Consider the following 22387-nt stretch of genomic DNA (forward strand, 5'->3'; position numbering starts at 1 on the left):
AACCCACCGGCAATCTCGACGAGGCGACCGCGGATGACGTGCTGGCGCTGACCCGCGATCTGGTGACGCGCACCGGCTGCGGCTTCCTGATGGTGACGCACAGCACCCGGCTCGCCGCCACGCTCGATCGCCGGATCCATCTCCATGCAGGACTAATCGCGTGAGCCGCGCCCTCTGGATTTTCGCGGTTCTGCTCAGCCACTGGCGGCGGCATCCGATGCAACTGGCGACCCTGTTGATCGGGCTGGTCTCCGCGACCGCGTTGTGGAGCGGCGTGCAGGCGCTGAACGCGCAGGCACGCATCAGTTACGACCGCGCGGCCGCGACCTTCGGCGGGGCGCGAACTGCCATGCTTGTCGGCCGCGACGATACGACCTTCCCGCAGGCCCTGTTCGTCGAGCTGCGCCGCGCCGGCTGGCCGGTGTCGCCGGTGCTCGAAGGCCGCATCCAGATCGGCGGACGCTCGTTCCGGCTGCTGGGCATCGAGCCGGTCACGCTGCCAAGCGAGGTCGGCAACGCGCCGACGGTCGGTCGATCCGGCCTGCAATCCTTCGTCACACCGCCCGGCGAAATGCTGGTGGCGCCCGAGGCGTTTGCCGATCTCAATTTGCCGGAAGGCACGCGGCCTTCGACCAGCGGCGGCACCTTGCTGCCGCCGCTGCGGATGCAGCCGCAACTGGCGCCCGGCGTGCTGGTGGTCGATATCGGCATCGCCCAGCAACTCCTGAACATGCCGGACCAGCTCTCGCGCCTCTTGATCGGCAAGGCCAAAGGCCCGCGCGCGGCGCTGGAAACCATCGTCGGCGACAGGCTGCGCCTGGTCGAGCCAGACGCGGAAAGCGATCTCGAACGGCTCACCGACAGCTTTCACCTCAACCTGACGGCATTTGGCCTGCTGTCCTTCGTGGTCGGACTGTTCATCGTCAATTCGGCGATCGGATTGGCGTTCGAGCAGCGGCGGCCGATGCTGCGAACGCTACGCGCCTGCGGGGCGTCGGCGCGGATGCTGAACGCGGTACTGGTGATCGAGCTGGTGGCGCTGGCGCTGATCGCCGGCGTCACGGGCCTGGTCTGCGGCTATTTCATCGCGGCATCCCTGCTGCCCGATGTCGCCGCAAGCTTGCGCGGACTCTATGGCGCGCAGATCCCCGGGCAATTGACGCTGCGCAGCGAATGGTGGATCGCCGGCCTCGCCATCTCCGTAACAGGCGCGCTGGCGGCGGCGGCGGCAAGCCTGACCAAGGCCGCGCGCCTTCCGGTGCTGGTGGCGGCGCAACCGCAGGCCTGGCAACAGGCGCAGCAGCGCTGGCTGACGGTTCAGAGCGCGATCGCGCTCGCCGTGTTCGCGTCCGCCTGTTTGCTGCTGTGGCACGGCGACTCGCTGCTGTCAGGATTTGCCGTGCTCGCCGCCTTGCTGCTGGCCGCCGCCCTGCTGCTGCCGGCGATCCTGGAGCGCGTGCTCTCGCTGGGCCAGCGCAGCGCGCGCCGCCCGCTCGCAGTCTGGTTCTGGGCCGACAGCCGCCAGCAACTCTCCGGGCTCTCGCTGGCGCTGATGGCACTGCTGCTCGCGCTCGCGGTCAATGTCGGTGTCGGCACCATGGTGGAAAGCTTCAGCCGGACCTTTGTCGGCTGGCTCGACGGACGGCTGGCGGCGGACGTCTATGTCAGCGCCAAAGACGATGCGCAGGCGACCGCGATCAAGACCTGGCTGCGCGGCCGTGCGGAAGTCGAGGCGATCCTTCCCGGCGGCCGGGCCGACGTGCAATTCCGCGGCGCGCCGATCGAGGTGTTGGGCCTGCCTGATCACACCACCTATAGTGAGAACTGGCCCTTGCTTGAATCCAGCGCCAACCCCTGGGTTCGCCTGCGGCCGGGCGATGCCACGCTGATCAGCGAACAACTGTCCCGGCGGTTGAAACTTGCGGTCGGCGACCGCATCGAAGTGCCCGCGCCCGGCGGCAACTGGCCGCTCGAGATCGTCGGTATCTATGCCGATTACGGCAACCCGAAGGGCCAGGTCGCCGTCAACTACGCGGCGCTGACCCGGCGCTTTCCTGCCCTCCCCGCCACACGGTTTGGCCTGCGGGTCGCACCAGCCGAAATCCCGGCGCTGCTATCGGCCCTGCGCGAAAAATTCGATCTCGGCGACCGCAGTCTCGCCGATCAGGCCACCATGAAGGCGGAGTCGAAACGCATTTTCAATCGAACCTTTGCGGTGACCGCGGCGCTCAACACCTTCACTCTCGGGGTCGCCGGCATCGCACTGCTGACCAGCTTGCTGACCCTGAGCAATTCGCGGCTGCCGCAACTGGCGCCGCTATGGGCGATCGGCATCACGCGACGGCGGCTGGCCGCGATCGAGCTGATCAAGACCATGTCAGTGGCGCTGATCACCGCGCTGCTGGCGCTGCCGCTTGGTCTGGCGGTGGCGTGGTGCCTGATTGCGGTGGTGAATGTGAAGGCCTTTGGTTGGCGGCTGCCGTTTCACGTGTTCCCGCTGCAACTGCTCGAGCTGCTAGGCGTTGTTATGGCGGCTTCGCTGCTGGCCGCCCTGCTTCCGGTGATGAAACTGGCGCGGATGCAGCCGGCCAGCCTGATCAAGATTTTCGCCGATGAACGCTAGCCGCAAACTATCGCGCCGCGCCTTCGTTGGCGGACTTGCCCTGCTCGGGTTCGGCGGTGGCGCGGCACGCGCGCAGGGCTTTGCCGGGCTCGGCGAGAACGCGGAAGGGTTCGCGGCCGTCGTGCCCGGCAGGACCTTCGCGTTTCCCGGCGACCACGGCCCGCATCCGGAGTTTCGCATCGAGTGGTGGTACGTGACGGCGAATCTGAGGGATGCCAGCGGAGCGGCCTATGGCGCGCAGTGGACGCTGTTCCGCCAGGCCACCCGGCCGGGAGCGCAAGCGCAGGGCTGGGCCAACCAGCAGATCTGGATGGGCCATGCCGCGGTGACTTCAGCGGATACGCATCGCCATGGCGAAGCCTTTGCGCGCGGCGGCGTCGGCCAGGCCGGCGTCGACACAAAGCCGTTTCTCGCCTGGATCGATGCCTGGGAAATGCGCGGCGGCAATCCGATGCGCGAGGCCATGCTTGCGCCGCTCGACCTCAAGGCGTCGGGCGCCGATTTTTCCTACACGCTGCGGCTCGACGCCGACCGGCCGCTGGTGCTGCAGGGCAACGCCGGCTACTCCAGGAAATCGGAACGCGGACAGGCGTCGTATTATTACAGCCAGCCGTTTTTCAAGGCGAGCGGCCGCATCGGCATCGGCGACAAGCCCGTCGAGGTCACCGGCCTTGCCTGGATGGACCGCGAATGGAGCAGCCAGCCGCTTGGCCCGGACCAGACCGGATGGGACTGGTTCTCGCTGCACCTGAACTCGGGCGAAAAGCTGATGCTGTACCGGCTGCGCCAGCAGGACGGCCGTAACGATCTGCTCGGCAACTGGATCGCACCCGACGGCCGCTCGGCCGAAATTGCGTCAGCCGGCAACAGCATCACGCCTGTTGTCGTGACCGACGTCGCCGGCCGCAAGGTGCCGACCGCCTGGCGCGTCGCCATTCCCGCCCGCGGGTTTGCGATCGAAACCTCGGCGTTGAACCCGAAAAGCTGGATGGGCACCAGCTTTCCCTATTGGGAGGGCCCGATCAGTTTTACAGGCAGCCACGCCGGATTAGGATATCTGGAAATGACCGGGTACTGAAGCCAGCACCGTCATTCCGGGATGGTCCGCAGGACCAGACCCGGAATCTCGAGATTCCGGGTTCGCTCACTTCGTTCGCGTCCCGGAATGACGACGATAAACCTCCAAAGGGATTTCGATGTACCACTTCACCGCACTCGTCACCTGTCTCGCCATCCTGTTCTACTTCTTCACCGGCATCCAGGTGTCACGAGCGCGGGTGGCGTTCGGCATCAAGGTGCCGGCGACCTCGGGTAATCCCGATTTCGAGCGGGTGTTTCGCGTACAGATGAACACGCTGGAATGGATGCCGATTTTCCTGCCCTCGCTCTGGCTGTTTGCGATCTATATCGGCGATTCCTACGCCGCCATGCTCGGCCTGGTCTGGATTGCCGGCCGCGTGCTCTATTTGACCGGTTACTCGCAAGCTGCCGCCAAGCGCGGCCCGGGTTTTGCCCTTCAGGCGCTGGCCGGCACCCTGCTCTGGGCCGGCGCGCTGGGTGCGATCGTGTGGCGGATCGTGCAGGGGTGAGCGCGGCCGCTCTCACACGTCGCGATCACTAATCCGAGATTGTGAAGCAGTTCACATTTTCCGGTCGCGGCGGGGGCTATCGGTCTGCAATCCCTTTTTCGGGAGGCAGCGATGCCATCCATCGATCAAGCGTGCGTCCCGGCTCCGCTGTCCGTCGATCGAGCCTCACGGGGTAAAGGTCGTTCGCGATATCACGCTGCTCGCGCTGTCCCGGGCGATGACACCGGCCGATCGATCTCCGCTCCCGCCTCACCCGCGCCGCTGCCCGCTTGCGGATTGCAGAAATATGACAACCGCATCGTCCATTTCCATCGCGGCGAGCGGCCCCCGGCGCACGCGTCAAGGTTAACGGCAGGTTACCGCCGCCGGGCCGCACCACTACTTCTAGGAACATTGACTCCAAGGTTCGCGCAAAATAAGAGTGAAATCGACGGACTTGGTTGCCACCGAGTTAATTTTGCTTCCGCTTTTTTTTCGCTTGAACATTTATTGATCCGTCCGGGGGTGCACACGAGTAATCGGGGCGTCGCGCGAAGATGACGGATCTCACGATCATTGGGGATCTTCGTGGACGGGCTTGCTCCAGAGCCGCCGTTCTCCTGGCAGAACCGGACCGCCCCGCAAACCACGCGCACTCCGCCATTCAGTTGCTCGACGAGTTCACGCCGCACGTTGCGCGGACGTAAGGAGTAGAAATGCCCAATACGGCTCCCCCGTATACGGTCGGCGGTATCACCCGGCCGGCGCTGATTTTCGACAATGCGGGGAATATCATTCTTACCCCTGAGGCGGCGGCATTTCAGGCGGCCTACGGGACCAAGGCGCTTTACGCGGGCCTGCCGGCCAACACGCCCTTTCCGCCGGTTGCACCGACATTGTCGGCGCCGGCTGACAACAATGGGGGCGTCAACAGCGTTCTGGAAAATGCCGCGATCGGCACGCAGGTCGGGATAGCCGCCCAGGCCAACAATCCAAGCGGTCTGCCGCTGACCTATTCGCTGAGCGACAGTGCCGGCGGCCGCTTCCAGATCGATGCCGCCACCGGCGTGGTCACGGTCGCCGCGGCGCTCGACTACGAGACTGCTCCCGGTTTCGCCTACGACATTACCGTGCAGGCGACCGACGGCATCCTCACCACATCGCAGACGTTCACGATCGGCGTCGGCAATGTCAACGAAGCGCCTGCAGGCACCAATGGCGCGGTTGCCGCGAGCGAGGACACCAATTATGTCTTCAGCGCCGCGGATTTTGGCTTTACCGATCCCTCCGACAGTTCCGCACCGAACGCGCTGACCGCGGTGCGGATCGCAACCCTGCCCGCGACGGGTACGTTGCTCAACAACGGTGTAGCAGTCGTTGCCGGCGATTCCGTTTCCGCCGCCGCCATCGCGGCGGGTCAACTGGTATTCGTCCCGGTGGCCAACACCAGCGGCGCAGGCTATGCCAGCTTCACCTTTCAGGTCCGCGACAATGGCGGCACCGCCAATGGCGGCGTCGATCTCGATGCAACGCCCAATACCATCACGATCAACGTCAATGCGGTGAACGACGCGCCGACCGCGACCAACCTGACGCAGTCGCTTGTCGTCAACGAGGATGCAGCGGCAACGCAGCTGTTCACGGTCGCACCTGCAATGGCCGACATCGACGGCAGCACGTTCACGGCGACGCTGACGCTCGATGCGGCGGCGGGCGTCCTGATCGGCGCCGGGACCGGCGTGCTGTCGGCCGGCGTGCTGACCTACACGATGACAGGCGACGCGACGACCGTGGGTAACGCGCTGGCCGCGGTGACGTACGATTCCGCACCGAATTTCAACGGCGCCACCAGCGTCGGCGTGACCATCGGCGACGGCGCCAACGGCCCGCAGGGTGTCAACCCGACCGGCAGCATCAACATCACCGTCAACGCGGTGAACGACGCGCCGGCCGCGACCAATCTGACGCAGTCGCTCAGCGTCGGCGAGGATGGCGCGGCAGCCACGCTGTTTACGCTGGCGCCCGTGGTGGCCGACATCGACAGCTCGAATGTGACGGCGACGCTGACGCTGGATGCGGCGGCGGGCGTGCTGAACGGCGCCGGGGCCGGCGTCCTGAATGCGGGCGTGCTGACCTACACCATTACCGGGACCGCAGCGGCAGTGAACGCCGCGCTGGCGGCGGTGACGTACGATTCCGCCAATAATTTCAACGGCCCGACCAGCGTCGGCGTCACCGTCGACGACGGCGCCGCCGGCCCGCAGGGGACCAATCCGACCGGCACGATCAGCATCACCGTCAATGCGGTGAATGACGCGCCGACCGCGACCAACCTGACGCAGTCGCTCTCCATCGGCGAAGACGATGCGGCAACGACGCTGTTCACACTGGCACCTGTGGTATCGGACATCGACAGCGCCACGGTGACGGCAACGCTGACGCTGGATGCGACGGCGGGCGTGCTGACCGGCGCCGGAGCCGGCGTGCTGAACGCGGGCGTACTGACCTACACCATCACGGGAACGCCCGCCGCGGTCACCACCGCGCTGGCCGGGGTGGCGTTCGATTCCGCTCCCGATTTCAACGGGATCACCGACGTCGGCATCACGATCGACGATGGCGCCAACGGGCCGCAGGGATCCAACCCGATCGGCACCGGCACCGTGACCATCAACGCGGTCAACGACGCACCGACCGCGACCAATCTGACGCAGTCGCTCAGCGTCGGCGAGGATGGCGCGGCAGCCACGCTGTTCACGCTGGCGCCTGTGGTGGCCGACATCGACAGTACGAACGTAACGGCGGCGCTGACGCTCGACGCGGCGGCGGGCGTGTTGACCGGCGCCGGCGCCGGCGTCCTGAACGCCGGCGTACTGACCTACACCATCACCGGAACAGCGGCGACGGTAACTGCCGCACTGGCGGCGGTAACCTACGATTCCGCCGATAATTTCGCCGGTCCTACCAATGTCGGCGTCGCAATCGACGACGGCAGCAACGGCCCGCATGGCACCAATCCAACCGGCACCGTCAGCATCACCGTCAACGCGGTGAACGACGCGCCGACCGCGACCAACCTGTCGCAGTCGCTGACCATCAACGAGGACGCCGCCGCGACCACGCTGTTCACGCTGCCGCCGGTGACGGCCGACATCGACAGCGCGAACATCACGGCGACGCTGACGCTGGATGCGCCCGCAGGCGTGCTGGTCGGCGCTGGAGCCGGCGTGCTCAATGCGGGCGTGCTGACCTACACCATCACCGGAACCCCGGCCGCGGTGAACGCCGCGCTGGCGGCGGTGACCTATGATTCGGCGCCGAATTTCTTCGGCACGCCCAGCGTCGGCATCGCCTTCGACGACGGCGCCAACGGGCCGCAAGGCTCCAATCCGACCGGCAGCATCGACATCACCGTCAATTCGGTCAACGACGCGCCGACGGTGGCCGCGACCGCGAACAATCCAGCCTATGTGCCGGGAGCGGATTTGTTCTCCGGCGTCACGGCCTCCACGGTCGAGAGCGGACAGGTCATCACCCAGCTGGTGCTGACGGTGACCAATATTTCCGACACCGACGAAAGCCTCACCATCGACGGCGACATCGTGGCGCTGGTCGACGGCACCGTAAGCGGCGCTCCAACCGCAACGCTCGGCGTAACCTATGCCGTCGCCGTGTCCGGCGGCACCGCCACCGTCACCATCACCAGCCCCGGCCTGTCCGGAGCCCAGACCGGCACGCTGATCGACGCGCTGAGCTACACCAACACCGTTGTTTCTCCCGGCGATCCGGCGCGCGTCGTCACCATCGTCTCATTGACCGATGACGGCGGTACCGCGCTCGGCGGCGTCGCCACCGGCACGCCTGGCATCGCTTCGACCGTGAATTTCAACATCGCGCCGAGCATCGGCGTCGACGGCGAGATCACCTATGTCGAGAACGACACCGCGACGCTGGTCGATAGCAGCATCACGGTCAGTGACCCCGACGACGCGAACATGGAAAGTGCGACCGTCGTCATCTCCAGCGGCTACGCTGGCGCTCAGGACGTGCTGACCTTCACCAATACCGCCAACATCACCGGCAATCTGGTCGGCAACACACTGACCGCGACCGGCACCGCCACCCGGGCGGAATACGAGACCTTCCTGGAATCGGTCCGGTATCAGAACTCCAGCAACGATCCCACGGCGGACGACCGCATCCTTACCTACACCGTCAACGACGGTTTTGTGGACAGCCCCTCGGACACCGCGACGATCCACGTCGAGGCGCGCAATGACGAGCCGACGCTGACGGCGACCGCTGCCAATCCGGGCTTTACCGAAAACGGCGCGGCGGTCGACCTGTTCTCGGGCCCGTTCGCCTCGACGGTGGAAGCCGGCCAAACCCTCAATCAGATCATCGTCACCGTCACCAACGTGGCCGGCACCGGCGCCACCGAGAGCCTGCTGATCGACGGCACCACGGTCGAACTCAACAACGGCAATTCCGAGGTCACCGCGACCAACGGCATGACGGCTTCCGTCGTACTCGCCGGCGGCACCGCGACCGTGACGGTCTCACGCGCCACCGGCATTTCAGCCGCCGATATGGCGACCCTGGTCGACAACCTTGCCTATGGCAACACCAGCGAGGATCCCGGCAGCGCCAACCGCGTCGTCACCGTCACCTCGCTGCGCGACGACGGCCTCAACGGCGGCGGCAATGACAATATCAATTCGACGCTGGCGGTCTCGTCCACGGTGACGGTCACCCCGGTCAATGACGAGCCGACCCTGACCACTACAGGGCTCAACCCCGGCTTCACGGAGAACGGGGCGGCGGTCGACCTGTTCTCGACGCCCGTGGTCGCCTCTGCGATCGAGGCCGGGCAGAACCTCAACACGCTCATCCTCACCGTCAGCAACGTCGCCGGCACCGGCGCCACCGAAAACCTGACCATCGACGGCACCGTGGTCGAGCTCAACAACGGCAATTCCGAAATCACCGCGACCAACGGCATGACCGCCTCGGTCGTGCTCGCGGGCGGCGTCGCGACGGTTACGATTTCGAAAGTCGGCGGCGTCTCCGCCGCCGTCATGCAGTCGATCGTCGACGGCCTCGCCTACGACAACACCAGCGAAAATCCCGGCGCCGCCACCCGCGTCGTCACCCTCACTTCGCTCAGCGACACCGGTCCGACCGGCGGCGCCAACGACAACATCGCCTCGCTCAGCATCGCATCGTCCGTTGCCGTCACCCCGGTCAACGACGCGCCGCTGATCGACCTCGTCCCCGGCGGCGGCATCGACACGACGGCCACCACCGCGACCTTCAGCGAAGGCAGCGGTCCGCCCTCAACGGCGGTGTTCATCACGTCCGCCATTGATTTTTCCGACGCCGACGGCGCCACCCTGGCCGGCGCCACCGTCACGCTCACCGATTTCGTCGGCGGACAGGATGTGCTGACCGTCTCGGGCAACACCAGCGGCTCGATCGGCGGCGTCAGCTATTCCGTCTCCGGCAATGTGATCACGTTCAGCGGCAGCGCGTCGGTCGCCGCCTACGAGGCCGCCGTCGAGGCGGTGCAATACAACAATTCAAGCGAGAACCCGGCTGACGGCGACCGCCATTTCGACATTCAGGTCACCGACGGCACCGACGCCAGCACGGTCGCCACAGCGACGGTGAATGTGGTCGGCCAGGACGACGCGCCGGTCGTCACCATTCCGGCCGACGCCGCGGTGCCGACCGCGTTTTCCAACACCGACACCGCGATTTCGGGCATCTCGATCGCCGACGTCGATGCCGGCTCGGGCACCGTCACCACCCAGCTCTCGGTCACCAATGGCACCGTCGCCGTCACTTTGGCAGGCTCGGCCAGCATCAGCGCCGGCGCCAACGGCACCGCGACGCTGACGCTGTCGGGCACCGTGGCCGATATCAACGCCACGCTGGCCAACAACGTCACCTTCCACAGCACCGATGGCTTTGCCGGGCAGGCCAACCTTACCGTCCTGACCAATGACGGCGGCAATAGCGGGCTTGGCGGGCCGCTGACCGATACCGAAGTCGTTCACATCGGCGTCGTGCCGCAGGTCTGGTTCATCGACAACACCAACTTCGGCAGCCTCGGCGCCGGCGGCTCCGGCACCATCGCCGATCCGTTCCGCACCGTCGCCGACTTCAACAATTCGGCTGGCCCCGGCGCCAACGATTACATCGTGGTGCGCACCGGCACCGGCACCTACACCGGCGAGGGCCTCGATCTGCAGAACGGCCAGCAGGTCTGGGGCGCGGGCGAGACGCTCAGCTTTACCAACCCGGTCAACGGCAATGTGGTCAATATTCCGAACGCCGGTACGCGCCCGACCATCAGCGTGACCGGCGGCGACCAGGGCATCGACCTCGCCTCCAACAACACGATCCGTAACGTCAACATCTCGACCGCCTCGGGCACCAGCGGCCTCGACGACGGCAACAACGACGTCGGCACCCTCGTCGTCCGGAATATGGACATCTCCGGCGCCGGCCAGGCCGTCGATATCGACCAGGGCGGCACGCTCGACGTGCAGCTCGGGACCGTCAGTTCATCGGGCGGCACCTTCGGCATCCAGCTCGCGGGCACCGCGGCGGCCGGCGTCGGCCTGCTGTCGGGCAGCTTCTCCGCCGCCGCCGGCGCCATCAGCGGATCGGCTTCCGTGGGATTCATGGTCGGCAACGGCGGCGGCGCCGACAACACCGGCGGCACCGCTGCTATCAGCTACGGCGGCAGCATCAGCACGGGCGCGGGCGTGCATGCGGTCAATATCCAGGACCATGCGACGGGGGCCGTGACGCTCTCCGGCAATCTGACCTATTCCGGCGGCAACGGCGGCGCCATCGTGCTCGACGACAATTCGAGCAATTTCACCTTCTCGGGTTCGGCGCTCAACTTCAGTACCGGCTCCTCCAACGCCATCAACATCACCGACCAGACCGGGGGCACCACCGTCGCCTTCTCCGGCACCCTCAACATCGACACCACGCTCGGCACCGGCGTCAATCTCGGCGGCACCAACGCCGCCAACTTCAACTTCACCGGCGGCAACATGACCATCGACGCCACCGGCAGCGGCGGCGGCTTCATTGCCACCGGCGGCGGCACGGTCAACGTCACCGGATCCGGCAACCACATCGCGACCACGACCGGCACCGCGCTCAACATCTCGAACACCACGATCGGCGCGAGCGACGTCACCTTCCAGGACATCAGCGCCAACGGCGCCGTCAACGGCATCGTGCTCAACAACACCGGCAGCAGTGGCGGACTGATCGTTACCGGCACCGGATCGACCGATGGATCCGGCGGCACCATTCAGAGCACCACCGGCCGCGGCGCGAGCTTCATCAACACCAGCGACGTCTCGCTGAGCAACATGAACTTTACCAACGCGGGAACATCGGATCTCGACGCCGACAATTCAGGGCTGTCGACCGGCGACAACCTCGCGACCAACGCGGCGATCCATCTGCAGACCGTGACCACCGTCAACTTGGACAACATCAACATCAGCGGCGGCGCCGAGCAGGGTATCAACGGCAATACTGTCGCCAACTTCACGCTGAGCAACAGCTCGATCTCGAACGTCGGTAACGAAGCGGATGAAGACGGCATTCATTTCTTTAACATGTCGGGCGCGAGCGCGATCACCAACACCACGATCACCGGCAGCTTCGACGACAATCTAAACCTGCAAACGCAGTCGGGCAATCTCGACCTGACCATCACCGGCGGCAGCGCCACCAACTCCACACTAGGCAGCGGCTATTTGTTCGGTATTCGCGGCACGACGGTCGCCAATATCAGCCTGGATGGCGTCAGCTCCACGAACAACTTCAGCGGCGGTATCGTGGCGGACGCGTTCGACACCGCCACGATGAACCTTCGGGTGAACAACAGCACGTCGAGCGGCAACAACGACCAGCTTTCGGTGAGTGCGGGCGACTCAAGCTCGGTTGACCTCGAAGCGACCGGCAACACGCTGAGCAGTGTGGCGGCGGGCGATTTCGTCGTCATCAGCTTGCTCGGGTCGGCGTTCGACACCGGCTACGTTTTCGATGCGCGCATCCACGGCAATACGATCAGCGTTGCCGATGAACTGGCGGCCGACGGCGTCTTCGTCTTCAACGCCGGCGGTGGCGTCATCAACGCCGCAATCACCGACAACATGATCACCTATGCCGGAGGACAGCGCGCGATCATCGTCCAGCAAGGTCAGGACGGTGCCGCCACGACGCGGGCGACCATCACCGGAAACAACATCGATCTTCTGCTCAATGGCGGCAACAATGCCGACAATGCGATCGTCGGGACATCGGGTGTCGCGGACCCATCGGGCGCGGGCTCGTTCCTGGATCTGAACATCGGCGGTGCCGGCGCGCTTGCCAACATCATTACCCATTCGCTGGGCGGTACAGTTGGTGCGGGCGGCGGTATTCGCGTGAGGCAGCGCTTTGCCGACAACATCAACCTTGACGGCTATGCGGGAGGTTCTACCGATACCAATGCTGTCATCGACTATTTGAACTCTCGAAATTTTGAGGTTGACCCCGCGAGCGCCACCGTCGCTAGCGGGTCGTACAGCGGCAACGCCTCGCCGGCCTTCATCTCCGTCTCCGTTTCGACGCCTTCGGTGCTCGAAGACGGCGCTACGAATCTTGTTTACACACTCACGCGCAATGGCAGCACGGCCTCGTCGCTGATCGCGAACTTTGCGATCACCGGCACCGCGAGCGCGACGTCCGATTTCACTGTCATGGGAAGCACCACTTTCGTGGCCAGCACCGGACTCGGAACCGTCATGTTCGCAGCTGGCAGTGCGACGGCGATTATCACCGTCAATCCCATAGCCGACGGTGACGCAACCGAATTCGACGAATCGGTCGTGCTCGACGTCGGCAATAGCGGCACTGCGAACGGCAGTTTTGCCCGGGGCGTGATCACCGATGATGCGCCTCTCATCGCCGCGGCGGGCGGCGTTCAGGCCTCCACGCCCACGCCGGGCGAAACCCATTTGACGCAGGCGCAGCTCGACGTCGTGGTCGCCGCGGCGATCCTGCAATGGAAGGATGCGGGCACATCCCCGGCCCAACTGGCGGCGCTGGCGGCGATTACCTTCACCGTCGATGATCTCTCGGGCAATACCATCGGCGAGCGGACGGCGGGCCACATCGTCATCGACACCAATGCCGCCGGCCATGGCTGGTTCGTCGATTCGACGCTATCGGACAATTTCGAGTTCGCCCACGCCGCCAATGCCGCCGGCACTCAACTGTTCGCCGATCCGGCCAGCGCCGCGGCCGGCCATCTCGACCTGCTCACCGCCGTGGTCCATGAGATGGGCCACGCGCTCGGACTGGCGCATAGTGAGGACGCGGATGACGTGATGGCCGATACGCTGGTCGACGGCGAACGCCGGCTGCCCGACACAGCGGATTTGCCGCAGGCCAACGCCGGCCCGGTGCAGGCGCAAGCGAACGCCCAGGCACCCCTGCTGCCCGTCATCCGCGGCACCGCCGGCAACGACACCATCTATGCCGGCTCGGGCGGCAATATTCTGGTCGGCGAGGCCGGCGCCGATCAGTTCGTGTTCGCGAGTGTCCCGGCCAGTGTCTCGGCTCCGCTGACGCATGTCGCCGACTACAGCTTCATCCAGGGTGACAGCTTCGACTTCTCCGCACTGACGGCGTCTTTCCATGGATCGAACGTGAACGACGCATACGTGGTCCGCGCGGTGGAAGATGCCAGCGGCACTTTCGCCACCCTGCAGGTCAACACCGCCAACTGGAATTGGGGTAGCAAAGCCGGCCCAACCTGGGTCGATGTCGCGCAGATCGACGGCGCGCATGCTGGCGACGACGTCAGCGTGCTGATCGACAACGGCGCGATCCATCGCGCGCAAATTCACGTCGATCTGCTGGTGTAAGAGCGACAACGCTTCGCCGCTCTTGCGTTGCTCAAATGGTGAGCCCCGCGGTCCTTACCGCGGATCACCGTGCAACCCCCGGGCGCACCGGCCGTGCTGCATTCACACAGCCGAATCGTCGAACGCAGATTCATGTCGACTTGCCGCTGTATTTCAGCATAATGATATCCTCAGGTAGAACCGCGGGGCTGCCATGGCTGAACCTTTCCTTTCAGAAATCAGGATGATGTCGTTCAGCTTCGCGCCCAAGGGTTGGGCGACCTGCGACGGACAACTGCTTCCCATCAATCAGAACCAGGCCTTGTTTTCCCTGCTCGGGACGACCTATGGCGGCGACGGGCGCGTTACCTTCGCACTGCCCGATCTGCGCGGGCGGGTACCCAACCACAAGGGCGGTCAGGGTCACTTCCTCGGCGAGAGAGGCGGCGAGCAATCGCATACACTGACCGTCGCCGAGCTGCCCAATCATACGCATTTTGCGCAGGGAAGCGGGAATACAGGCAACACGCAAGACGGTGCGAACAATGTGCTCGGGGTCGTTCCCGGCCGCCTTTACGCGGACGTGTCGTCGGGTGGCCTGACGACGCTGCATCCCACGACCATAACCACGGTGGGCGGCTCGCAGCCTCATACCAACATGCAACCGTATCTTACCCTCCTCTTCTGCATCGCCTTGCAGGGGATCTTCCCGTCGCAGAATTAACGGAGCATCTCGATGGCACAGCCTTATGTGGGCGAGGTCCGCATGTTCGCCGGCAACTTCGCGCCGGCCGGCTGGAATTTTTGCGATGGTTCGCTTCTTCCAATCTCCGAGAACGAAACCCTCTTTCAGCTGATCGGCACCACCTATGGCGGCGATGGGCAAAGCACATTTGCCGTTCCTGACCTGCGCGGCCGGCTGCCGCTGCACCAGGGCCCTGGCTTTCTTCTCGGCCAGCCTGGCGGCGTCGAAGACGTCACACTGACGGTGCAGCAGATGGCGGCGCACACGCATCCCATGATCGGGTCGACCAACGTAGGCCAGGATGCCAATCCGTCAGGCAAGATCGTGGCGCAGATCGGCGCTGGAGCTTTGCCATACATACAGGACCCAACGGACACCAATCTCAACGCTCAGGCGGTGACCGGCGTTGGGGGCAACCAGCCGCACACCAATGTTCAGCCCTACCTCTGCGTCGACTTCATCATTTCGCTGTTCGGGATATTCCCAAGCCCGACCTAGGAGCACGCCATGGCCGACCCATTCGTCGCCGAGATCCGCATTTTCCCGTTCAATTTCGCGCCCAAGGGCTGGGCCTTCTGCGACGGACAGCTGTTGCCGCTGTCGCAGAACACGGCGCTGTTCTCGCTGCTCGGCACCACCTATGGCGGCAACGGCAAGAGCAACTTCGCGCTGCCCGACATGCAGGGAAATGCGCCTATGCATCCGGGCCAGGGTCCCGGCCTGTCGGAGCGCTTTCTCGGCGAAACCGGTGGGGTCGAGACCGTGACTTTGCTGCAATCCGAGATTCCGTCGCACCCGCACGCGATGCGGGACCATGATATCGACCTCGGCGAACTCAATGCTCCCTCGCCGACCCGGTCGCTGGCAAAATCGACAAACGCGACAATTTACACCGCCGCGGCCAACCTGGTGACCATGGCTCCGCAGGCTCTGACGTTGGCCGGGAGTAGCCAGCCGCATAACAATATGATGCCGTACCTCACCTTGAATTTCTGCATCGCCCTGCAGGGCGTTTTCCCGCCGCGAACCTGAGATCCCTGAATGGACGCAGCGGCGCCGATCCCGTTCGGCTGGACGCGCGCGACGAGTTCGGGTCTCGGCTTCCGCACTCTCACGGAAGGCGATCTGCCGTTCCTCGCGCAACTCTACGCCTCGACGCGGGCCGACGAGTTGGCCGTCACCGACTGGTCCGACGACGACAAGGCCGCGTTTCTCGAGGCCCAGTTCAGGGCGCAACACGCGCATTACCAGCAGTACTATCCCAACGCCGACTGGCTGGTGACGATCCGCGGCGGAGAGGACATCGGCCGGCTCTATCTCGGGCGCTGGCCCACCCAGCACCGCATCATCGACATCGCCTTCCTGCCGGAGCATCGCGGGCAGGGTCTGGGAGAGGCGCTGCTGCGCGACCTGATGGACGAGGCCGCAGCCTTCGGCAAGGCGGTGTCGATCCATGTCGAGAAGTTCAACCCGGCGATGCGGCTGTACCGGCGGCTCGGATTCGAGACGCTGGAGGACAAGGGCGTCTACGACCTGATGCGCTGGTCCGCCGCGGCAGGCTGAGCGCGCGCCCGCGCTTCACGTGAATACCGCGTGGTAGCCGTTGCCGCCCGGCACCGGCCCGACCGGCACCAGGAAAATCTCCATGATGCCGAGCGCCGGGTGTTGGACCGGATAGATCGCCTGCGGCAAAAAGGCGCCGGCGGGCGCGACGAACAGCAGCGAAAACGCCCCGCCCTCGCGCTGGGCCTGCCCGGCGGATTCGGTCTTCGCGAGTTGCAGCGGCACCATGCCGCGCGGCGAGTTCATCTCGAAGATGGCATTGAGATGCGGCTCGAAATCGTCGATGCTCAGCGTCGCGATGTCTGGCGATGATGCCATTGCAGCGTCCCTGTGGTTGAGCATTCCCTATAGCACATCGTGGGCGCCCGGCCATCGTATCGATGCCGCAGCCGACCGGACGATCCGGAGAACGAGGACCACCATGCACGCGCCATCCCACAAATCGTCCGGCGCCGCCGCGGCCAGCAATCCGAAGCACGGCGCCGACCACATCGCGCCGGATTGCGCCGGACAGAACTTCTATGCCATCGATCGCGGCCTGCGCGACCTGCTCCGGCTCTATTTGCAGCCCGACGACTTCTCCCGGCTCGAACCCCATTTCGACCGCCTCGGCCGGCTTTCCGGCGGCCGGCTCGATGAACTCGCCCGAGTTGCCGACAAGCACCCGCCGGTGCTGCAGGCCCGCGACCGTTTCGGCCGCGACGAGGACTGGATCGACCACCATTCCTCCTACCGCGACATGGAAGCCATCGCGTTCGGCGACTTCCAGTTCCACGCCATGAGCCACCGCGCCGGCACGCTCGGCATGGACCGCCCGCTGCCGGCGGTCGCCAAATACGCGCTGCAATATCTGTTCGTGCAGGCCGAATTCGGGCTGATGTGCCCGATCAGCGTCACCGACACATCGATCCATCTGATCCGCAAATTCGCCAGCCGCGAGTTGCAGGATTATCTGCTGCCGAAGATGCTGTCCGGCGACCTCGCCACGATGTGGAAGGGCACGCAGTTCATGACCGAACGTTCCGGCGGCTCCGACGTCGGCAGCATCGAGACGACCGCCCGCAAGGTCGACGGCAAATGGCGGCTCACCGGCGACAAATGGTTCTGCTCGCACGCCGACGCCGACGTCGCGCTGCTGCTGGCGCGGCCCGAGGGCGCGCCAGCCGGCACCAAAGGGCTCGCGCTGTTCGCGATGCCGCGAAGGCTGAAGGACGGCAGCCGCAACGCCTACCGTATCGTTCGCCTCAAGGAAAAGCTCGGCACCCGCTCGATGGCGTCGGGCGAGATCCTGCTGGAGGGCGCCGAGGCCTGGATGGTCGGCGAGGCCGATCGCGGCCTCAAGCAGATGATGGAGCAGGTCAATCTGTCGCGGCTGTCGCATGGCGTTCGCGCCGCGGCGATGATGCGGCGCTGCGTCAACGAGGCGCTTACCTGCGCGCGCGGTCGCGCGGCGTTCGGCAAGACCATCATCGAACATCCGCTGCTGCGCCGCCAGCTGCTCAAGATCATCGTGCCGGCCGAGCAGTCGCTCTCGATGTTTCTGTTCACCGCCAGCGCGATGGACCGCGCCAATGCCGGCTCCAGGCCCGCCGAGGACTGCCTGCGCATTCTCACGCCGCTGCTCAAGTTCCGAGCCTGCCGCGACAATATTCCGGTGGCGACCGGCGCGATGGAAGTGCGCGGCGGCAACGGCTACATCGAGGAATGGGTGCATGCGAGGCTGATCCGCGACGCCCATGTCGGCGTGCTCTGGGAAGGCACCAGCAATATCAACGCGCTCGATATCGTCGGGCGCGCGGTCGGCAAGATCGGCACGCACCGCACGCTCGCACTCGCGCTGACCAACCTGCTCAATCACGCGCGCCTGATCCCCGCGGCGTTCCGCGACCGTTTGCGTACCGCGCTGGCGCGGACGCTTGCTCTGGTCGAGCGCGTTGCGGCCGAGCCGGCTGAGGAAGCGAATGCACGCCGGGCGGCAAGCGCGCTCTATCACGTCACCAGCGCCATCCTGATGACATGGGAAGCCGCGCAGCCGGGCGCCGACGCCCGCCGCGCACTCCATGCGCGGCTGGTCCTCGACCACCGCCTCAGTGCGCGGGATCCGCTGGCATCAGGCGAAGGGGAATCCGATCGCGCCATCGCCGAGCTCGTGCTTTCGCAGCGGCCGGTGACGCTGGCGGAGGTTACGGGATTGTTGAGCTGATTGGGTAGAGCGAAAGCTTGAACCCCCTTGCGTCGTCCCTGCGAACGCAGGGACCCATAATCCCGGTTGCCTGATGCAAAGGCGACTTGGTTCAACCAACCCGCTAACACCATCCACAGTATAGACGGCACGGCGTATGGGTCCCTGCGTTCGCAGGGGCGACAGCTTTCCTGGAGCAACGCCACCCCGAACCTGGATGGAGCGCCCGCATTTTCCAGTTCCCCTCCCCGCCGACTCCGCTAGATTGCTCCCCAAGGTCGCAAAGACCAAAGTGTTCGGGAGGACGATCGTGCACAAGGGGCGTGTGGTTTTCGGCGCCATGGACGAGGTGATCTTCGGCACGCCGGCCGCGGAGGCCATTGTCGGGCAATTGGACCGTCTGGGTGCGACGCGCGCCTTCCTGATGGTCAGCGGCACGCTGAACCGCGAGACCGGCGAGATCGCGAAGATCAGGGCGGCGCTGGGCCCGCGTTGCGTCGGCACGTTCGATGCGATGCCGGCGCATACGCCGCGCGCCGCCGTGATCGCGGCGACCGCGCAGGCCCGCGCCGCCGGCGCCGACCTCATCGTCACGGTTGGCGGCGGCTCGATCACCGACGGCGCTAAGGCGGTCCAGATATGCCTCGCCAATGATATCCGTGATGTCGAGGATATCGACAGGGTCCGCGCCCACAAGGGCGGCTCGCCCAAGATGAACGCGCCAACGGTGCGCCAGATCAGCGTGCCCACGACGATTGCCGGCGGCGAGTTCAGCGCCATTGCCGGCGTCACCAACGAACACACCAAGGTCAAGGAGCGGCTGGCCCATCCCAAGGCAATGCCGCGCGCCGCGATCCTCGATCCGGCGCTCACCGTGCACACGCCGGAATGGCTGTTTCTGTCGACCGGCATCCGCGCCGTCGATCACTGCGTCGAAGGCATTTGTTCGCGCGAGGCCCATCCCTACGCCGACGCCCAGGCGATCAGGGGATTGTCGATGCTGGCGCAGGGCCTGCCGCGGGTGAAGGCCGACCCTGATGATCTGGACGCGCGGATGGATTGCCAGATCGGCACCTGGCTTTCGATGGGGCCGCTGTCGTCGGGCGTGCCGATGGGCGCCAGCCATGGCATCGGCTATGTGCTCGGCGCCGTGTTCGACGTCCCGCACGGCTATACTTCCTGCGTGATGCTGCCCTCGGTGATGCGCTGGAACAAATCCGTCAATGCGGAGCGGCAGGCGCTGGTTTCGGCGGCGATGGGACAGCCCGGCGAGGATGCCGGCGATGTGCTGGACGGCTTCATCCGCGGCCTCGGCATGCCGCGCAGCCTGCAGGACGTGCGGATCGGCCCCGAGCATTTCGATCGCATCGCCGAGCAGGCGATGGCAACGCCGTGGGTTCCGCGCAACCCGCGCAAAATCGACTCCCCCGCGCAGTTGCGCGAAATTCTGCTTCTGGCCGCCTGAGAAAAGACTGGAGAAAAAATGTATACCGGCAAACATGCTCAGCTGCGTCCACTGCAGCCCGCATTCATCATGGCAGGGTCCGGCGAGACCGTGACCTATCGCGAACTGGAGGCGCGCAGCAACCGGCTGGCGCATCTGCTGCGCAATCTCGGCCTGAAGCGGCTCGACCACTATGCGATCTTCATGGAAAACAACAGCCGCTATCTGGAGACCTGCGGCGCCGGCGAGCGGTCCGGCCTGTACTACACCTGCGTGAACTCGTATTTGACGCCGAGCGAACTCGCCTACATCGTCGGCAACAGCGAATCCCGCGTGCTGTTTACATCAGTGGCCAAACTCGACGTCGCGCGCGAGGCGCTCAAGGACTGCCCCAAGGTCGAACTCTGCATCGTGGCGGACGGTCCCGGCGAGAGCGACCGCATCGTCGGTCTGCGCGAAGCCACGGCCGGGTTGCCGGGCACGCCGATCGCGGATGAATGCGTCGGCACCGCGATGCTCTATTCGTCCGGTACCACCGGCCGTCCCAAAGGCATTTTGCGGCCGCTGCCGGAACTGCCGGCAGACCAGCAGCTGCCGCTGTTCGATTTCCTGCACAAGCTCTGGCAGTACCGCGAAGGCATGATCTACCTGTCGCCGGCGCCGCTGTACCATTCGGCGCCGCAGGCCGCCGTCAATCTCGCGATCAAGAGCGGCGGCACCGTCATCATCATGGAGCAGTTCGACCCCGAGCGTTACCTCGATCTGGTCGAGCAATGGGGCGTCACTCACACCCAGCTGGTGCCGACCATGTTCTCGCGCATGCTGAAACTGCCGGAGGCAAGGCGGAAAGGTCACGACCTGTCGTCGCTCGAAATCGCTGTTCATGCCGCGGCGCCGTGTCCGGCGGCGGTGAAGGAAGACATGATCAAATGGTGGGGTCCGATCATCCACGAATATTACGGCGCTACCGAAGGCCTCGGCTTCACCGCCTGCAACAGCGAGGAATGGCTGGCGCACCGGGGCAGCGTCGGCCGCGTGCTGCTCGGCGACCTCCACATTCTCGATGAGGACATGAAGCCCTGTCCGATCGGCACGCCGGGCACGGTCTGGTTCAAGACCGCGACGCCGTTCGAATATTTCAACGATCCGAACAAGACCAAGGAGGCGCGCTCGCCGGACGGCAGCATGAGCACGGTCGGCGACGTCGGCTATGTCGACAAGGACAATTTTCTGTACCTGACCGACCGCGCGACCTTCATGATCATCTCCGGCGGCGTCAACATCTATCCGCAGGAATGCGAGAACCTGCTGATCACCCACCCCAAGGTCGCGGATGCCGCCGTGTTCGGCGTGCCCAATGCCGATCTCGGCGAGGAGGTGAAGGCCGTGGTGCAGCCGATGCCGGGAATAGCGCCTGGACCGGAACTGGCCGACGAATTGATCGCGTTCTGCAGCCAGTCGCTGTCGCGCCAGAAAGTGCCGCGCTCGATCGACTTCGAGGCGGAGCTGCCGCGGTTGCCGACCGGCAAGCTCTACAAGCGATTGCTGCGCGACCGCTACTGGGGCGACAAGACGTCCCGGATTCTGTAAACCGACAGCAGGCCTGTCGTCCGCTAATGCGTGGCGAACGGATACGCCGTGGCATGGGCCTTCAATAGGCCTGTACCAGCTAATCCTGCACGGATGGCCCTGGATCAACCGGAAGGGAACTGGGTGGCCGCACCGATCAATATCGATGTCTACAGCGATGCGCTGGTGGTGCTGGGCACCGCCGGCATCGTCGTTCCCCTGGTGCGACGCTTCGGGCTCAGCCCCGTGCTCGGCTATCTTGCGGCGGGCGCGATCCTCGGCCCGCTTGGACTGGGCTCGCTGATCAAGCAGTTTCCGTTGCTGTACTGGGTCACCGTCGTCGATGCCAGGAACGTGGCCGGTATCGCCGAACTCGGCGTGGTGTTCCTGTTGTTCATTATCGGCATGGAGCTGTCCTTTGAACGCCTGAAGACCATGCGGCGGCTGGTGTTCGGACTGGGAAGCCTGCAAATCATCCTCTCCGCCGCCGTGATCGGCGGCATCGCCAACCTGTTCGGCAACCCGCCCACGGTATCGGTCATCCTTGGTGCGTGCCTTGCTTTGTCCTCGACCGCGATCGTCATCGAGGTGCTTTCCACTCACGGCCGGCTTGCCACCACCGCCGGCCGAGCCAGTTTCGCCGTCCTGCTGGCGCAGGATCTCGCCGTGATACCGATGCTGCTCCTGGTCTCCATCATGGGCAGCCGTTCCGGCGACTCGGTCATGACCCATCTCGGCTTTGCGCTGGTGAATGCGACGCTGGCCGT

General features: G+C 65.3%; 13 protein-coding genes and 1 pseudogene. 13 read left to right on the top strand and 1 reads right to left on the bottom strand.

Going from position 1 to position 22387, the window contains the following annotated elements; translation table 11 throughout:
* The 9 genes and pseudogenes from Q7U29_RS23995 to Q7U29_RS24035 all read left to right on the top strand — a co-directional run.
* Window positions 1–164 (top strand): annotated as a pseudogene (locus tag Q7U29_RS23995) (ABC transporter ATP-binding protein); the annotation flags it as partial.
* Entirely contained in the window at window positions 161–2623 is a 2463-nt protein-coding gene (locus Q7U29_RS24000) for an ABC transporter permease (protein WP_304745487.1), read from the top strand. The pseudogene Q7U29_RS23995 and the gene Q7U29_RS24000, both read left to right, overlap by 4 nt.
* Window positions 2613–3701, top strand: a complete 1089-nt coding sequence (locus tag Q7U29_RS24005; RefSeq protein ID WP_304745489.1) for a lipocalin-like domain-containing protein — start codon at window positions 2613–2615, stop codon at window positions 3699–3701. Before Q7U29_RS24000 ends, Q7U29_RS24005 begins: the two co-directional genes overlap by 11 nt.
* A 118-nt stretch (window positions 3702–3819) precedes the next feature.
* Window positions 3820–4212, top strand: a complete 393-nt coding sequence (locus Q7U29_RS24010) for an MAPEG family protein (RefSeq protein WP_304745491.1) — start codon at window positions 3820–3822, stop codon at window positions 4210–4212.
* A gap of 695 nt (window positions 4213–4907) precedes the next feature.
* Window positions 4908–14138, top strand: a complete 9231-nt coding sequence (locus Q7U29_RS24015; protein ID WP_304745493.1) for a tandem-95 repeat protein — start codon at window positions 4908–4910, stop codon at window positions 14136–14138.
* A 193-nt stretch (window positions 14139–14331) separates the two neighbouring features.
* Entirely contained in the window at window positions 14332–14841 is a 510-nt protein-coding gene (locus Q7U29_RS24020; protein WP_304745494.1) for a phage tail protein, read from the top strand.
* Between the two features lie 12 nt (window positions 14842–14853).
* Complete coding sequence (locus Q7U29_RS24025) at window positions 14854–15360, top strand: phage tail protein (protein ID WP_304745496.1); 507 nt, start codon at window positions 14854–14856, stop codon at window positions 15358–15360.
* A 9-nt stretch (window positions 15361–15369) separates the two neighbouring features.
* A complete protein-coding gene (locus Q7U29_RS24030; protein WP_304745497.1) occupies window positions 15370–15894 on the top strand; it encodes a phage tail protein in 525 nt (174 codons plus the stop codon).
* 9 nt (window positions 15895–15903) lie between these two features.
* On the top strand, window positions 15904–16425 hold the full coding sequence (locus Q7U29_RS24035; protein WP_304745499.1) for a GNAT family N-acetyltransferase: 522 nt from the start codon (window positions 15904–15906) through the stop codon (window positions 16423–16425).
* Between the two features lie 15 nt (window positions 16426–16440).
* On the opposite strand, the gene Q7U29_RS24040 is transcribed toward Q7U29_RS24035, so the two are convergent.
* The gene (locus tag Q7U29_RS24040) at window positions 16441–16743 is read right to left on the bottom strand and encodes a hypothetical protein (RefSeq protein ID WP_304745501.1); all 303 of its coding nucleotides are present in this window, start codon (window positions 16741–16743) and stop codon (window positions 16441–16443) included.
* A 103-nt stretch (window positions 16744–16846) separates the two neighbouring features.
* Between Q7U29_RS24040 and Q7U29_RS24045 the strand changes: the two genes are divergently transcribed.
* The 4 genes from Q7U29_RS24045 to Q7U29_RS24060 form a co-directional block, all read left to right on the top strand.
* Window positions 16847–18628: an acyl-CoA dehydrogenase family protein gene (locus tag Q7U29_RS24045; protein WP_304745503.1), complete on the top strand. Its 1782-nt coding sequence runs from the start codon at window positions 16847–16849 to the stop codon at window positions 18626–18628.
* Between the two features lie 289 nt (window positions 18629–18917).
* Window positions 18918–20072, top strand: a complete 1155-nt coding sequence (locus Q7U29_RS24050) for an iron-containing alcohol dehydrogenase (protein WP_304745505.1) — start codon at window positions 18918–18920, stop codon at window positions 20070–20072.
* Window positions 20073–20090: 18 nt separating this feature from the next.
* Window positions 20091–21641 carry an AMP-binding protein gene (locus Q7U29_RS24055; RefSeq protein ID WP_304745507.1) on the top strand — a complete coding sequence of 517 codons (1551 nt, stop codon included), beginning with the start codon at window positions 20091–20093 and terminating at the stop codon, window positions 21639–21641.
* A 123-nt stretch (window positions 21642–21764) separates the two neighbouring features.
* Window positions 21765–22387 (top strand): cation:proton antiporter (locus Q7U29_RS24060; RefSeq protein WP_304745509.1); only part of this gene is annotated, 623 nt, incomplete at its 3' end.

It is taken from the genome of Bradyrhizobium sp., from assembly GCF_030654605.1.
Taxonomy (GTDB): Bacteria; Pseudomonadota; Alphaproteobacteria; order Rhizobiales; family Xanthobacteraceae; genus Bradyrhizobium.